The following is a 13703-nucleotide window of genomic DNA, read 5'->3' on the forward strand; positions in this document are numbered from 1 at the left end:
TAAATAGCTACAAAAATATTGTTTTGCTTCTAATTAGTTATCCTTATTTGCATAATCTTCCTCATTTATAAATTGAATTTCATAAACGGACGCTTCTTTTTTCGTATCAGTAAAGGCATCAAATTGTGCAATTAATGCCGCGTGATGCCATCTCTGCTTGACACTACTCTTGTACTTCAACGTTATCATGAACTCCATCTCTTTATTATCTTTCATCTGTGGTTGTTCCAATACTTTATGCACTTTTTCATTTATAGGAAGCAAGTAATTCTCGTTTCCTGGCAAAATATGTACATATTTTTCTTGTAATAACATTGTTTTATTTAAATAAATATCAATGGTGATATGCCGGGCAGTTCCGCCGCCTAAATTATATAAACTAAAATAACTAAGTCCGCCTTTTTCTTCGTCCAATAGATTCGTTGCGCTTTGCAATTTAAATATACCTTTATCTTCTACCAGAAATGTCTGACCAATCCCTAATGCCGGGCTAAAACCTAAGCGCATTTGATAAAGTTGTATCGAAACAGAGACAAAGTAAAAAAGTGCCATAGCAAAAGTACCAATCGAACTGATAGCATTTATAATACTCATCACGTCCACGCCTTATTCCTCCTCGCTTTTACTTGTTTATTTCAATGGGCTGTTCCTTTGACTTGATTGTCTAATAATAGCGTTAAAAAGAACAACTGTGCGTTTATAGTATAGGATAAAAATTAAATTTAAGAAAGTATTTTCATTTGCCGGTTTTAAGCTCCTATCTTGTCGTTTAAATCATTGCTTTTTTATATCAATCTTATAAAAAAATTTTTTCTTGAGACACTCTTAAAAGAGCCTTATAAAAACATAATTATAGTATTTACAAGGCTCGTTCTATCTTATGTAAATTTAAAAAGAATCAGATTAGCTTTATTTTCCTGGAATTTTTTTACGGTAGCTCCAATCTTTTACACTATGTTCGTTTAGCGTTAATTCTGTTTCTTTATATTCGTCAAAGCCGTTCTTTTGATAAAATTTTCGATTCCATTCCGTATTAGTAGACAAAAATAATTTGCCTCCGCCATGTTCTTTAATATAAGAAAAAATGACGCATTGCAATATCTCACTACCTAAACCCAGTCCCTGTGCTGTTTTAGAAACAGCGAAAGAATCCAAGTACCAAGCATTCTCTTGTTGACTGAAAACACTAGTTCCATTCATCAATTTCAAGTATTGTATCGCTTTAACCATTAACCCTTTTTTAAGCAGACGAAAAAATCCCAAATAAATATAAGACCAAAAATCTTTATGATCCTTTTGTAAATCCTTTAGTAATGCTGCACCTATCAATTTCCTGTCGTCCATGACGACAAAGCACTGATGCTTAGCAATGTATAACTTAGTATTAATATATTGCAGCTCATAAACTAGCGAATACCTTTTTTCTTGATCTTCCTCAATCACGCAAAATAAAGGGTAATCTAAAAAAGATTCTGCTAATAACTCAGTAACTTTGACCAGATCTTCTTTATCGGCTTGACGAAAATACAAAAATATTCCTCCTAGTTTTTTTATTCAACTTCTACTTCCTTGTTAAGCACTAAAAATGTTCCACAGGTCGAAACATTCATTGCGCCTTTTATTATATATTATCCGATTTATTCCTATTTTTCCTCAGACTTTTAGCGTATTTTTTGTCGTTCTCCGACAATATAAAAAACCGCTTGAAGTACAGCTAACTTCAAGTGGAATTTAAAAAATTTTTGCTCATTTTTATTTACTTTCCATTCGTTGATTGATTTTAGAAATCACTTGTGTCAGTTCACTCATCGTCTCGATGGTAAAATCTGCCCCATGTCGTAAGAAAATTTCTCGTGTCGCTTGAATTTTTTCCTTTTGTTCTTTTTTAGATAATGATTCAAACTCTCCCAGGGTTAACCCTAATTCTGAACTTCCTATAATTACCCCTACAGACCAGACACCTGCATATTGTGCCTCTTTTAAATCTTGTAAGGTATCTCCTACTTTAACCACCTGTTTTGTAGCTGACATTTTTAAGACTTCCATGTTGCGAAAAATCATATAAGGAAAAGGCCGCCCCAAACCATTCGTGTCTTCTGCAGTGTAACAAGCGTCTACTTCATATCCTTTGTTACGCGCATTTGGTATGACAACTTCCATCATCTTTTTAGTATAGCCAGTGGTTGAGCCGATCTTTATCCCCGCTCTTTTAAGTTCATTAATTGTCTCTACAACCTCTGGAATCGGATCGGTATAAGAAGGCAAAACAGATAAAATCAATTCCGTAAATATTTGATAAAGTTGTTGTACATCTTGCTCATTGGCTTTTTTACCAAATGTGCTTTGCCAAAGGTTATTAATTCGAGGCATGGCTAACATGTGACGGATATGTTCGTTTTTACTTAACCCCATCGGTTCTCTTACTTCTTTCACTGTTACAGCAATCCCATATTTTTGAAATGTTTCAATAAAAGCTTTCACCGGCGCAAAACAACCAAAATCAACGGTCGTTCCAGCCCAATCAAAAATAACTCCTTCTACTTTTGAAATCTTTTACTCCCCCTAGTTTCAGTGCACCATTAGCTTCAAAGTTATGTCTACTATATTGACTGATTAGGCAGATACCGTCAATAGTCTGATGAAATTTGGATGGGTAGAATCGACTCCTATCGTAACTTTGCAGATATCAGCACGAAAATTCAGGAAAAGAGCAATTTTAGTAAAGATAATAGAGGAACTCTATACAAAATTTTAGATATAAATTGGCTGAGTGGCAAAAACATCATAATAATGGTCTAAAACTTTTTCCATCGTTTGATTTGCAATATTTTTTAAAGCTAAATAATCCTGCGGTTGTTGAGTATGAATTGCAGAAAAAGCGTCATTAATAAAATCTGAAAAGATATTTACTTTGCTAATGCCATGAGTGGCGCAATAATACAAGTTTGCGTCTCCGCTAGAAGAACCGCCATGTAGAACTAGAGGAATTTCAGTGCGCTCGTCGATCTCTTTTAGTCGATCAAAATTAATCTCAGGTGCGCCTTGGTAAATGCCGTGTGCTGTCCCTATAGAGATAGCTAAAGAATCGACTTCTGTTTGCTCCACAAATTCTAAAACATCCTCTACTTCTGTATAGATAGAATCGGTAACACTTGGTAATTCGGAAAAATCATTCGAACCCACATGTCCTAATTCTGCCTCCACAGTCACATCCAACTGATGGGCATAATCTACAACTTTTTTCGTAAGTGCGATATTGTCATGAAAATCTTCTCTGGATGCATCAATCATCACTGAACGAAAACCTAAGTCAATAGCCTTATAAATAAAATCGGTATCTTCACCATGATCCAAATGAAGAACGATCGGAACTTTGCTTTTTTCAGCCAAAAATTTACCAATTAAAGCCGCCTCTTCGATGGATAAAATTTCGCTATGCGATTGAGCATAAGCAAGAATTAACGGCAATCCTCTTTTTTCAGCTACTGTCACATAAGAACGAGCACTATCTAAATCAATAAAATTCGTAGCTGGAACCGCAAAGTTTTCTTTTTTAGCTTCAAGTAATATTTTTTTAGAATGAACTAACATAATGTCTCTCCTTCAAAATCGTTTATTTTATCACTTATAGGTTTGTAAGACAGAAGTTCTATGTTTGTCTGTCCCATTCAGTATTTTCGGACAAAACTTTAATGTTATTTTGTCCGTTTTTTTGCTATCGGACAAAAGTTTCCTAAAACATCATTTGATTGACTGACTGTAATCACTTCCTAACACACGACATAAAAGCGCTTTTAGTTAGTTGCCCATGACTAGTAGATTGCATGTCCGATTGCGTTTGCGATTTTGGTCCCAGTCGACAAAATAAATATAGCCTACTGAACCAATCAAGGGCTCACCCTCTTTAATGATGAGGGTCTGACTTGAACCAAAAAGAGAAGCTCGTAAGTGAGCATCTGCATTTAAAATCGTGGTTAAATCGTTGGGATAATCAGCTTTTTGCTGAGAAAGTTCTTCTAAAAACTGCACATGTTCAGCTCCAGGATATAGGTAATCGCTTTCAGTTAATTGCCGAGGAATCATTTTATCTAAAATATGATTAAGGTCTACTTGTAATAACTCATCTCCATTCCAGTCTTTATCATGAACAAATTCTTCAAAGATAACTGAACAAGTTGTATGTTGGGAACTAACGACACATAACCCATCTTGCACACCGGTCGCTTGAATAATCTGTCTTACCTTTTCTGTAATATCTGAATAAGTAACACGTTTGCCATTTGATTCAATTTGTAATGATTCATGTTCTATTTTCATTATGCTTTTCCTTTCTTTGTTCATAGGCTCGGTTAACAGCTTCAATCATTTTTTCTAACATTTTTGCTGGCTCATCTGCTTCAGTAATTCCACTTGTACATCCCGTACCATCTGCACCTAATTGTAAAGTGTGATAAACGTCTTCTGGTGTACTGATACCAGCAGCCTGTAAGATAAAAATGTCGGGATCTATTTCTTTTATCGCTTTATTTGTTTCTTGAATATAACTTTCATCACTGGTTTTTCCACTACCAATTAATTCTGTTGGCTCACAAAGTAAAACATCCGGTTTTAATACGGCAATCGCCCGGGCTTCTTCTAGAGAATCGGCGCATACAATCGTTTGAATGCCTAGTTCCTTAGCTTTTTTTATGGACTGGACCAATTCTGCTAGTTGTAAAGGATGCTCTGCATGATTTAAAAAGACTGCGCGTACACCTGCCTGGTAAATAGATTCAGGTAAAACAGCTCCCATGCCTCTTCCAGGTTCAATCCCATCCATATGTTGCGCTGTCACAATAATGTGTCGAGTCTGTTTGGCAATATTAGCTAAATCTGCGTAAGGTGCTGTAATAAATATTGTCAAATGAGGGTATTTTTCTGCCAAAAAATCTGCCTTTTGTGCTAGTTTTAATAACTGATCGCCATAAAAATAAGATTTGGGATTAAAAACAAAAAAAGGTGCTTGAATTTCCATCACACTCTTCCTTTCCATTTGTAAAATAATTTTACATTTGTTATAAATCAGTATAACTTTCATAAAATTTATTGTCAACAAAAAACTGACAAAAGCCAACTAACTTTTCAATTGTAAAGAAAGCGTGCTATAATGTTTTAATAAAAAGAAATGATATGGGAGTTAACGATGAACAATAGAGATAAAATGATGGTAAAAGCTGCTTTGCTTTTTTATAAGGAAAATGTGAATCAAACCGAAATAGCCAAACAGTTAGGCGTCTCTAGGCCCACTGTTGCAACCTTACTTAAAGAGGCGGTAGAGCGAGGAATTGTCAAAATTTCTATTCAAGATTCAGAAATCATGAATTTTGAACAACAGGAACTTCTTGCAAAAAAATACGGGCTTAAGACGGTTTTAATTTCTTCGGCAAGTGATTCCGAAGATGAAGCTAAACAAGAAGTCGGGAATTTATGCGCTACTTTCGTAGAAAATCATTTAAAAAAAATAAACAGTCTCGGAATTGGTTGGGGCTCCACATTAAATAAGTTTGCTGAAGCTGCTAGTTATCGCCCATTTGAGAATTTATCGATTGTACCTCTAATTGGAGGCGTCGATGTTTCCAATGTTAAAAATCAATCCAATCATTTAGCTTTTATCTTATCGCAAAAATATAATTGTGATGTCGACTATTTTTATGCTCCAGCCATCGCTGAAAGTCTGGAGATGAAAGAAACTTTTGATAAATCGCAGTTTATCAACAATATAATTCGCAAGGGAAAAAATGTCGATATGGCCATTACCGCAGTGGGCAATCCAATTGAGTCCTCTTCTTATCGTAAGTTAGGATATTTCAGCAAAAAAGATATACAGGAAATGCAAGAAAAACATGTCGTAGGAGACATACTAGCTACCTTTTTTGATCAAAATGGACAAGCTGTAACAACGAATATCTCGCAAAAAATGATCGGTGTTACGTTAGAAGACCTTAAGAACATTAAAGAAGTGGTGGTGGTTGCTTCTGGAAAAGAAAAAGCTTCTAGTATTCAACATTTATTGCAGCAATCCATCATTGATCATTTAATTATTGATGCAGAAATTGCCGCAACATTATAAGAAATAGGTATTTCCTTTCATTATAAATCTGATACCATAATAGTATGAACAAACGAAGGAGTATCCTCATGTTTACTTTTACCGATTATCAGCCGGAGTATCTTGCACAAATGACTTCTATTTGGAATGATGTGTTAAAAGATGGCAATGCCTTCCCAGGAGAAGAACTTTTCACGCAAGAAGCTTTTGAAAAATATCTGATGGAACAAACCATCGTAAGAAATCTCATTATTGAAAACCAAGTCGCAGGTTTTTACGTCACGCATCCCAATAATATTGGCCGGTGCAGCCATGTAGCCAATACAAGTTATTGTATGAATAAAGCATTTCGAGGGCATGGAATTTTTCCTCATTTAGTTCAAGATTCGCTAGAACAAGCACAGCAAGCAGGCTTTCAAGGGATGCAGTTTAACGCCGTTGTCGCTTCTAATAAAGCGGCCATTCACACTTACAAAAAATTTGATTTTGCGATTGTTGGAACCATTCCGTCAGGATTCCGCTTGAAAGATGGGAGTTATTCAGATATGTATATTATGTATAAAAATTTATAATTAAAAGTGCTCACTCTCATAGACAAACGAAGACCCCCAAAAAGTTAGAACAAAAAGTCTAACATTTGGGGGTTACTTCATATAGATAAAGGGAATAGGCGCATTTTCGTTACGCTATTCATTGACCAGAACAATTTGTCCAAACTTCCCTTTTTGATTGTACTCTTCATAAGCTTGTTTACCGTTATCCAGTAAATAAGCAGCATGGATTGGTACGGTTACTTTGCCTTTTTTCACAAAAGGCAGCACTTCTTTTTCCACTACGCGAATAGCTTTCGCCTTATCTTCTTTAGGTCTTTTGCGTAATGAGCTGCCATAAACAGCAGCTTGTTTAAAGGCAAGTTTGGAGATATCCACCTGAGCCTGCGCTCCGCTCATAAAACCAATACAAACAATTCTGCCGCCATAACTTAAAGCATCGATATTTGCTGCAAAGTCTGCCGCACCAATCAATTCTATAATAAGATCGTAGGGACCATACTTTTCCATTTCATCCGGAGCGATAGCCTTATCCGCTCCTATTTCTTTTGTCTTTTCTCTAGTGTTGGAATTTCTGACAGAGGCAACCACTTCTGCCCCGATTAATTTGGCAATTTGCACCGCTGCAACTCCTACAGCACCAGCAGCTCCCGTAATTAACACCCGTTCTCCTGGGCGCAAGTTGCCCTTGGTCACTAAAGCATCATGAGCAGTAATGAAGGCTTCCGGAAAGCTTCCTGCTTCTTGCCAACTTAAAGCATCAGGCATTGGCATTAAAAAACGTTCATTTACTGCAATAATTTCAGCCTGAGCACCTCCACTCACTAAGCCCATCACATGAGCACCCACTGAAAAGCGCTCTGTCTGCGGACCAACTTCTACTACCTCTCCGGCAAATTCTAAACCAGGAATATCTGCTGGCGCATCGACCGGTGCCGGATAACCGCCCATCTTTTGCATGACATCTGCATTGTTCATTCCAGCTGCATGCACTTTGACAAGAACTTCTCCTACACTTACTTGCGGAGCTTGGCGTTGTTTTACTTCTATTTCATTACCTTCTGTTATTGTGACAGCTTTCATTCGATCTCTTCCTTTCATTGCTTTTAATAAAGGATCTTCATTCATCTTAAAGTTTAAAGAAAAGAGGGTCAAATGTTTTCCTTTGAAACAGCTTGTAATTGTTCTTTTTTAATCATATAAACTTCATCTGCTATTTCCTTTACAAAATAAGGATCGTGTGAGGTAAACAGCAAAGCAATAGATAATCGAGTCGCTTCTCCTCCGCTTAAGCCAGAAAGTGGCTTACTCAACTCTAATTGCATAAAACCTAGATTGTGCAAAATACTACGAACAAGACTTTCTGGATACTCTGTCAGCTTCATCAAAAAAGATAAGATGGTATCTTCGCCAAACAACTTGTAGTCCATTTGTCGGTAAACGGAAAAAACAACTTTAGGGGATAAGACAACGCCTTTCTTATCATTTACAATGTAATCTAACAGTGTCGTTTTCCCACTACCATTTTCTCCTGTAATCGCAATTTTCTTTCCCAAACCAAATTGAAAATCCGTTTGCTTTAAAAGAACTTTGTCACCTGCGTTTAGTTTCAGATTTTCTCCGCGAATGGGAAATTTATTATGAATCTCTACTGACTTGGGTGTAGGAAATACAATCTTGGTTGCTTTTTGGTTAGGTGTGACTTCTTGCAGCTTAGATAAACGAGCTTCCATCGATTTAGCCGATTTTTGCATCGATTTTTGTACAGTATCTTTTTGTTTAGATGAAGAAAGACGATCGGGACGAATACTTTGTTGCTTCTTCTTGCTTGAAACCTTGCTTGCCTTTGCTGCCTGTTCTTTCTTTTTAGCAATGGCTGTTTCCAAATGCTTTTTTTCTTGTAAATAATTCTCTACCGCATGCTCATGTTCGATTTCTTCCAATTCCTTTTGTTGCTTATAATCGTCATAATTTCCCTCATATTCAATAACTGTACCATCTTGAACTTCCCAAATCTTGTTAGCTAATTGATTCAAAAAGTAACGGTCATGACTCACAAATAACAGCGTACCATAATAATAGCGCAATTCTTCCACTAACTTTTTAACGCTTGTCTGATCAAGATGCGTGGTAGGTTCGTCTAATAAAAGACCCATTTGATAAACAGAAAGCACCTGCGCTAATCGGAATTTTGAAATTTCGCCTCCGCTTAATGTTTGCACCTCATTTTTAGGAATCGCAAACTGGCCCACTAACTCCCAATCCAGTTCATCTACATTAAAGAACTCATTAACCTCTGCTATTTGCGGAAAATAATTAAATTCTGTTTCTCTTTGTACAGTTCCTTCCGGTCGTAAATCACCGTGAATAATTTTTAGTAAAGTCGATTTTCCTTGTCCGTTGCCTCCTATAATGCCAATCCGATCATTTTCATAAGCGGATAGCTCCTTGATTGCTAATACTTCTTTTGCCCCAAAGCTTTGTCTTATATCTGTTAATTTAATGGTTAATTTTTCCATTTTCTCTTTCCTTTCTGACTTAGGAAAAGGAAAATGAATGCACAAAAAAGGATAGTCTTTTTACGGAACTATCCTTGCCATTTCAACTTATATTTATTAGAAAAGTATACACTCATCCCTTGAAATCGCTATTCCTAAGACTTTTGAATTTATTATTCAGTTATCGATTCAAAAGTTAAAAAGCGCAATCTCATAGATGCAGTCATGCTATACTTCCCTCCTTAATTATTTCCACCCAATAATAACTGAACAAAGGAAAAAAGTAAAGTTTAGCAACTGTATAATTTATCACATTGAGTTAGCCATTCCTCTTTTAAAGACCGAATAGTTTCATATCGTTTTTCAGGGAACGGATTTACTGCTTTTAGCACTATATCATATAGTTGCATAGGCAGTTCCCAATACTCTTTTTGTAAAGGGATAAACTGATTTTCTTTATCCATTTTTGTAATCATCTTATTGGAATAATTACCAAAAAGATGAAAAAATAACGCACCAACTGTAAAAACATTGGTCTTAGAATTAATTTTGGCCCCTAAAATATACTCTTCGGGCGCCTTCATTCTTTTAGCTCCCCAGTATTCTATCCCAATATTATTAATTACTGGTTTTCTCTGAAAAAAATCAATATCGCAAATGGTTAACTGATTCCTATCAAAATCATACATTAAACTACCATCGTAAAAATCAACGGCAATATACTCTTTCTCTTCTACATGAGTCATAAATTGAAGGATTTGGTCTGCTACTTGTAACTTTTTCTTTTCAGACAAGTCACTAAATTTTTCTCTAGGTGATTTGATTTTTGGATTACTTTGATAGAAGTCAAAATTCCAATGATCAAATAAACACTCTCCATCAGACCAACGAAATACAACAAAAAATAAATTCTGAAATGTACCAAAAGTAATCATATCAATTAATATCTCACAACGTAGTTCTTGATAAATTCTAATTGTATGCTTTAAAGCCTTAACTGCCTCATCAGGTTGACAAAATGCCTCCAACGTTTTCGCTCCTGCTACTTTGATAAAATATTTCTCTTTTAACTCATTTTCTATACCAAAACTAATGTTACCAGAGTCGTTTTGATCAAAAACACAAAAGACTTTGCCATATTGCTGCAAAAATGAAAAATCAGCTTTTTCTCTTAACTTAAACTTTACACCATCAATTTCCATCTTAACGAAATCATTGTTTTCTACCATATATAAACATTCTCCTAATTGTTTTATTTAATTTTAAAATTAAGGCGAACTTTCTATGACCAAAAGAATATCTTGTCTTAGTTTTTATTCATAAAATATTAGATTCCTTACAAGAATAAGCTTACCACAAATCACTTCTCTGTTTGTAACGAAGTTTTGTCCACAAGTCCTCTAAAAACGCCCGCTTATCTATCTGCTATATACATTCAAAAAGAAATAAATTATGCTTATTTTAAAGGAGGGGAAGCGTAATGAAAGTAAAATTAGAAATTGACCAGCAATTAGAAAAAGGGTTCATTATTTTAAAAACACAAACAAAGTCTGCTCAGATAAATAACATTATTGCTTATATTGAAAAAACATCTGCGCCGTTAATTGGTAGAAAGCAAGATAAAAATTATCGCATCCCTATTAGTGATTTTGTCAATTTTTATAGTAGCCAAAAGAAAGTTTACGGACATACATCAGAAGAAGAGTTCCTTGTTAATTCTCGCTTGTATGAATTAGATGAGCAATTACCCGACTTTTTCGTTCGTATTTCCAATACTGAAATCATTAACTTAAATTATGTGCAGCATTTCCAACTTACAAAAAGCGGCTTGATTCTAATTCATCTTACAAACGGCAGTCAGACAAGTTCATCTAAAAGATATTTAAAAAAAGTAAAGGAGCGTTTACTATGTTAAAGAAAGTATTGCAACGTGTGGGAGTAGGGATTGTCGTGGGAACTTTTATTGGTTTGATGCTATCCATCCATTATTCATTCAACTTTGCTGAAGGAAGCTATATTCCTTCAACTCCGGCTTTTATCGCGCATTTCCCCAATGAACTTTATGCACTTATAGCTTCAATTGGTATATGGTCTGCTATGGGATGTGTATTTTCTTTAAGTAATTTGATTTACTCAGAAACGGACTGGAGCATCTTAAAGATGACTTCAATCAACTTTGCCGTCTCCTATCTGTCTTTCTTACCATTAGCAATTTTAGCTGGATGGACTTCTTGGGAATTAGGGGTATTATTTGACTTCACACTTACTTTTTCCACTATTTATATAATTATCTGGTTATCTTCGATGTTAAAGGCAAAAAAAGAAATTGAAACCCTTAATAGACATCTTGATCATAATAAATAAATTTCATCGCTCGCTTAACTAATTTTTAATGTACAACAAGGCAGAAAGTATCCTTTTTAAAGGGTACTTTTTTATTCATCAATATCCTCTTTCATAAATTCATCGTAGTTATTTTTCATCAACGAAAAGCATCCTCATCATCAAAGCTTGTAAAATTACCTAATCCGCGTACTGTTCAAAGTAAACCTTACTTATTAGACAGAACCATTTGTTTAGGGCATACTTAGGTCAATAACATTTATTTTATTCCGAAATAACAAGAGTTAATAATAAATAATACGGTTTTAATTATTGAAGATGATATTTCAGTAAACAAGATGTTACAAGAATACCTGGAAAAAGAAGGCTACACGGCAGTCGGAACTTTCATTATTTTCCTAATTCCTTGAGTTAGTAATCACCTACGTTTCAGTTAGCACTATAAATCAAAAAGATATATTTTAAAATCATTAGATAAGGAAACGTTGCATATGGACAAAAACACTATTTACTTAATATTTACTAAAAACAATACAATATTTTCTAAAGCAATTGGAGTATATACTAAACGCGAGTATAACCATGTATCCATTGCCCTAGACACAAATTTCAGTACTGTTTATAGTTTCGGAAGAAAACATTTTAACAATCCTTTTTTGGCTGGCTTTGTAGAAGAAAATTTATATGACCAATTTTTTCAAGAAGCAAGTTGTACAATTTACTCATGTGAAATCACTCTATCACAAAGTAAGGAAATACAAAAAGTAATTCATCAGTTTATAAGACAAAAAAATGTATACAAGTACAATTTTTTAGGCTTATTCGGAGTAATGTTTGGCAAGTCTATCCCGCGAGCGAATGCTTATTTTTGTTCACAATTTGTCGCATATGTCTTATTAAAAGCAGGGATTAACCACCTCAATAAGCCACTAGGACTAACTACACCGCAAGACATTGAATTAATAGCAGGGCTAAATTGTATTTACCAAGGAAAAGTGCACTCAATGCTACAACAAACTATATAAAAGTGAGAGATAGAAAATGAAAAAAGTGAGTTTACTAGGGATTTTATTCATATTGTCAATTACAGCATTAATCTTAGTAGCAAACCTTCAAAAAGATACCAACACTATTTCTATAAATAATCCAGACGTAATGAAAGCAAGTACGATATTGCTGACCGTTCTTTTTGTGCCTCCAATATTATTAGCTTTTTTAAAGAAAGAATCAGTCGCGTATTTTCGTTTTACTATCAATAGCTATTTCTACTGTGGGTTTCACGTTTTAATCCCAACAGCTTTATTTCATGTTAAAGGCATTTTTATTACTATCCTAGCAATAGATGGAACTTTCATAAGCTTACGGGGTATGGCAATCACAAAACCACGGAAAAAATAAAGGAGCAAAAAATGCAGCAAATAGATAATGGTGGTTAGTCTAAATTATTGTTTATAAAGTCGATTCATGAATGGTATTTTTTTGGACATTAAAATTAACTTCATATTTCTTTTTTTCTAAAAAGACGAGTCCTGAATTTACTAAAAGCGGAAGTGTCATAAACCAAATACTATGAACACCGAAAAAGTACCATAAAAAGTAGCCAACAACCACACCTATGTAAAAACTTAAAAATGTGCTGCCGTAAAACTTGGCTTTTTCTAGCTTTTCTCTTCTTTCAGGGTTATTTTTTGACATAAAGAAACATTCTACTAATGAAATGGTTGTTTGCTTTAAATTATTTGTACAAAAAACTGTCGCACTCGCATACCCTTTAGCGCCCTTAAATACACACCATTGAAAGGCCGTAGCAAAGAAAAAGGGATAAAGTGCCATAACTGGATCCATGGTAAGTGGGAAAAATCCAACCATAACAGCAGCCGCAAAATCAAACAGAATCGAAAGGTACCTCAGATCTATTTTCCCTTTTTTCTCAAGTACCGTCGCTAAAACCATACCACATATAAAAAGTACGGCGGCCAACAATCGAATCATTCCAGCTGTCATATCTTTTCCCAGAATATTATCTATCAATTCAATTAAGTTTGCTGTCTGCGCTTGCCCAAAATTTCCCATCCGGCTGACAATTGCATACACACCAAAAAAGCCGCCGCAAAGTGTGATAAGATAGTGAATGTATACATCGATTCTTTTCATATTTTTTAGGATATTTTCCAATTACAAAAACTCCTCTTGTCTATTTGTTTATTTCCTGAACCAAAATTT

At 34.8% G+C, this 13703-nt stretch carries 16 protein-coding genes; 6 read left to right on the top strand and 10 right to left on the bottom strand.

Annotated features, from left to right (window positions below; genetic code table 11):
- Positions 1-33 precede the first annotated feature (33 nt).
- From TS1_RS09310 to TS1_RS09335, 6 genes are all read right to left on the bottom strand, one after another.
- Positions 34-603, bottom strand: a complete 570-nt coding sequence (locus tag TS1_RS09310) for a hypothetical protein (protein WP_068710080.1) — start codon at positions 601-603, stop codon at positions 34-36.
- A gap of 306 nt (positions 604-909) precedes the next feature.
- On the bottom strand, positions 910-1530 hold the full coding sequence (locus TS1_RS09315; protein ID WP_068710082.1) for a GNAT family N-acetyltransferase: 621 nt from the start codon (positions 1528-1530) through the stop codon (positions 910-912).
- A gap of 222 nt (positions 1531-1752) precedes the next feature.
- Entirely contained in the window at positions 1753-2550 is a 798-nt protein-coding gene (gene phnX / locus TS1_RS09320; protein ID WP_068710084.1) for a phosphonoacetaldehyde hydrolase, read from the bottom strand.
- 201 nt (positions 2551-2751) lie between these two features.
- Positions 2752-3591, bottom strand: a complete 840-nt coding sequence (locus TS1_RS09325) for a class II fructose-bisphosphate aldolase (protein ID WP_174519339.1) — start codon at positions 3589-3591, stop codon at positions 2752-2754.
- A 207-nt stretch (positions 3592-3798) separates the two neighbouring features.
- Positions 3799-4317 (bottom strand): YjbQ family protein, encoded by a 519-nt coding sequence (locus TS1_RS09330; RefSeq protein ID WP_068710087.1) that lies wholly within the window; start codon positions 4315-4317, stop codon positions 3799-3801.
- Positions 4301-5014 (bottom strand): triose-phosphate isomerase, encoded by a 714-nt coding sequence (locus TS1_RS09335; RefSeq protein WP_068710089.1) that lies wholly within the window; start codon positions 5012-5014, stop codon positions 4301-4303. The genes TS1_RS09330 and TS1_RS09335 overlap by 17 nt, the downstream gene beginning before the upstream one ends.
- A 168-nt stretch (positions 5015-5182) precedes the next feature.
- Here TS1_RS09335 and TS1_RS09340 point away from each other — a divergent pair, with 168 nt between their 5' ends.
- Both TS1_RS09340 and TS1_RS09345 read left to right on the top strand, forming a co-directional pair.
- Entirely contained in the window at positions 5183-6109 is a 927-nt protein-coding gene (locus TS1_RS09340; protein WP_068710091.1) for a sugar-binding transcriptional regulator, read from the top strand.
- 68 nt (positions 6110-6177) lie between these two features.
- The gene (locus TS1_RS09345) at positions 6178-6660 is read left to right on the top strand and encodes a GNAT family N-acetyltransferase (protein WP_068710092.1); all 483 of its coding nucleotides are present in this window, start codon (positions 6178-6180) and stop codon (positions 6658-6660) included.
- 114 nt (positions 6661-6774) lie between these two features.
- Here TS1_RS09345 and TS1_RS09350 read toward each other — a convergent pair whose 3' ends face one another.
- The 3 genes from TS1_RS09350 to TS1_RS09360 all read right to left on the bottom strand — a co-directional run bounded on the left by TS1_RS09350 (position 6775) and on the right by TS1_RS09360 (position 10366).
- Positions 6775-7722 carry a zinc-binding dehydrogenase gene (locus TS1_RS09350; protein ID WP_083498287.1) on the bottom strand — a complete coding sequence of 316 codons (948 nt, stop codon included), beginning with the start codon at positions 7720-7722 and terminating at the stop codon, positions 6775-6777.
- Between the two features lie 68 nt (positions 7723-7790).
- Entirely contained in the window at positions 7791-9158 is a 1368-nt protein-coding gene (abc-f, locus tag TS1_RS09355) for a ribosomal protection-like ABC-F family protein (protein WP_068710095.1), read from the bottom strand.
- 269 nt (positions 9159-9427) lie between these two features.
- Positions 9428-10366: a protein kinase family protein gene (locus TS1_RS09360; RefSeq protein WP_068710097.1), complete on the bottom strand. Its 939-nt coding sequence runs from the start codon at positions 10364-10366 to the stop codon at positions 9428-9430.
- A 251-nt stretch (positions 10367-10617) separates the two neighbouring features.
- Between TS1_RS09360 and TS1_RS09365 the strand changes: the two genes are divergently transcribed.
- From TS1_RS09365 to TS1_RS09380, 4 genes are all read left to right on the top strand, one after another.
- Positions 10618-11052, top strand: coding sequence for a LytTR family DNA-binding domain-containing protein (locus TS1_RS09365; RefSeq protein ID WP_068710098.1), 435 nt, complete (start codon positions 10618-10620; stop codon positions 11050-11052).
- The gene (locus tag TS1_RS09370; RefSeq protein WP_068710100.1) at positions 11046-11501 is read left to right on the top strand and encodes a DUF3021 domain-containing protein; all 456 of its coding nucleotides are present in this window, start codon (positions 11046-11048) and stop codon (positions 11499-11501) included. The genes TS1_RS09365 and TS1_RS09370 overlap by 7 nt, the downstream gene beginning before the upstream one ends.
- A 470-nt stretch (positions 11502-11971) precedes the next feature.
- The gene (locus TS1_RS09375) at positions 11972-12505 is read left to right on the top strand and encodes a hypothetical protein (RefSeq protein WP_068710101.1); all 534 of its coding nucleotides are present in this window, start codon (positions 11972-11974) and stop codon (positions 12503-12505) included.
- 16 nt (positions 12506-12521) lie between these two features.
- The gene (locus tag TS1_RS09380) at positions 12522-12878 is read left to right on the top strand and encodes a hypothetical protein (RefSeq protein ID WP_068710104.1); all 357 of its coding nucleotides are present in this window, start codon (positions 12522-12524) and stop codon (positions 12876-12878) included.
- A gap of 51 nt (positions 12879-12929) precedes the next feature.
- On the opposite strand, the gene TS1_RS09385 is transcribed toward TS1_RS09380, so the two are convergent.
- A complete protein-coding gene (locus TS1_RS09385) occupies positions 12930-13655 on the bottom strand; it encodes a YoaK family protein (protein WP_068710105.1) in 726 nt (241 codons plus the stop codon).
- Positions 13656-13703: the final 48 nt, after the last annotated feature.

The organism is Tetragenococcus solitarius NBRC 100494 (genome assembly GCF_001544195.1).
In the GTDB taxonomy this organism is placed as follows: domain Bacteria; phylum Bacillota; class Bacilli; order Lactobacillales; family Enterococcaceae; genus Tetragenococcus; species Tetragenococcus solitarius.

Coding starts and splice junctions, on each gene's coding strand:
- TS1_RS09350 (WP_083498287.1), bottom strand. CDS start 7,722: ATGAAAGCTGTCACAATAACAGAAGGTAATGAAATAGAAGTAAAACAA.
- TS1_RS09340 (WP_068710091.1), top strand. CDS start 5,183: ATGAACAATAGAGATAAAATGATGGTAAAAGCTGCTTTGCTTTTTTAT.
- TS1_RS09360 (WP_068710097.1), bottom strand. CDS start 10,366: ATGGTAGAAAACAATGATTTCGTTAAGATGGAAATTGATGGTGTAAAG.
- TS1_RS09380 (WP_068710104.1), top strand. CDS start 12,522: ATGAAAAAAGTGAGTTTACTAGGGATTTTATTCATATTGTCAATTACA.
- TS1_RS09365 (WP_068710098.1), top strand. CDS start 10,618: ATGAAAGTAAAATTAGAAATTGACCAGCAATTAGAAAAAGGGTTCATT.
- TS1_RS09335 (WP_068710089.1), bottom strand. CDS start 5,014: ATGGAAATTCAAGCACCTTTTTTTGTTTTTAATCCCAAATCTTATTTT.
- TS1_RS09345 (WP_068710092.1), top strand. CDS start 6,178: ATGTTTACTTTTACCGATTATCAGCCGGAGTATCTTGCACAAATGACT.
- TS1_RS09330 (WP_068710087.1), bottom strand. CDS start 4,317: ATGAAAATAGAACATGAATCATTACAAATTGAATCAAATGGCAAACGT.
- TS1_RS09325 (WP_174519339.1), bottom strand. CDS start 3,591: ATGTTAGTTCATTCTAAAAAAATATTACTTGAAGCTAAAAAAGAAAAC.
- TS1_RS09375 (WP_068710101.1), top strand. CDS start 11,972: ATGGACAAAAACACTATTTACTTAATATTTACTAAAAACAATACAATA.
- abc-f (WP_068710095.1), bottom strand. CDS start 9,158: ATGGAAAAATTAACCATTAAATTAACAGATATAAGACAAAGCTTTGGG.
- TS1_RS09370 (WP_068710100.1), top strand. CDS start 11,046: ATGTTAAAGAAAGTATTGCAACGTGTGGGAGTAGGGATTGTCGTGGGA.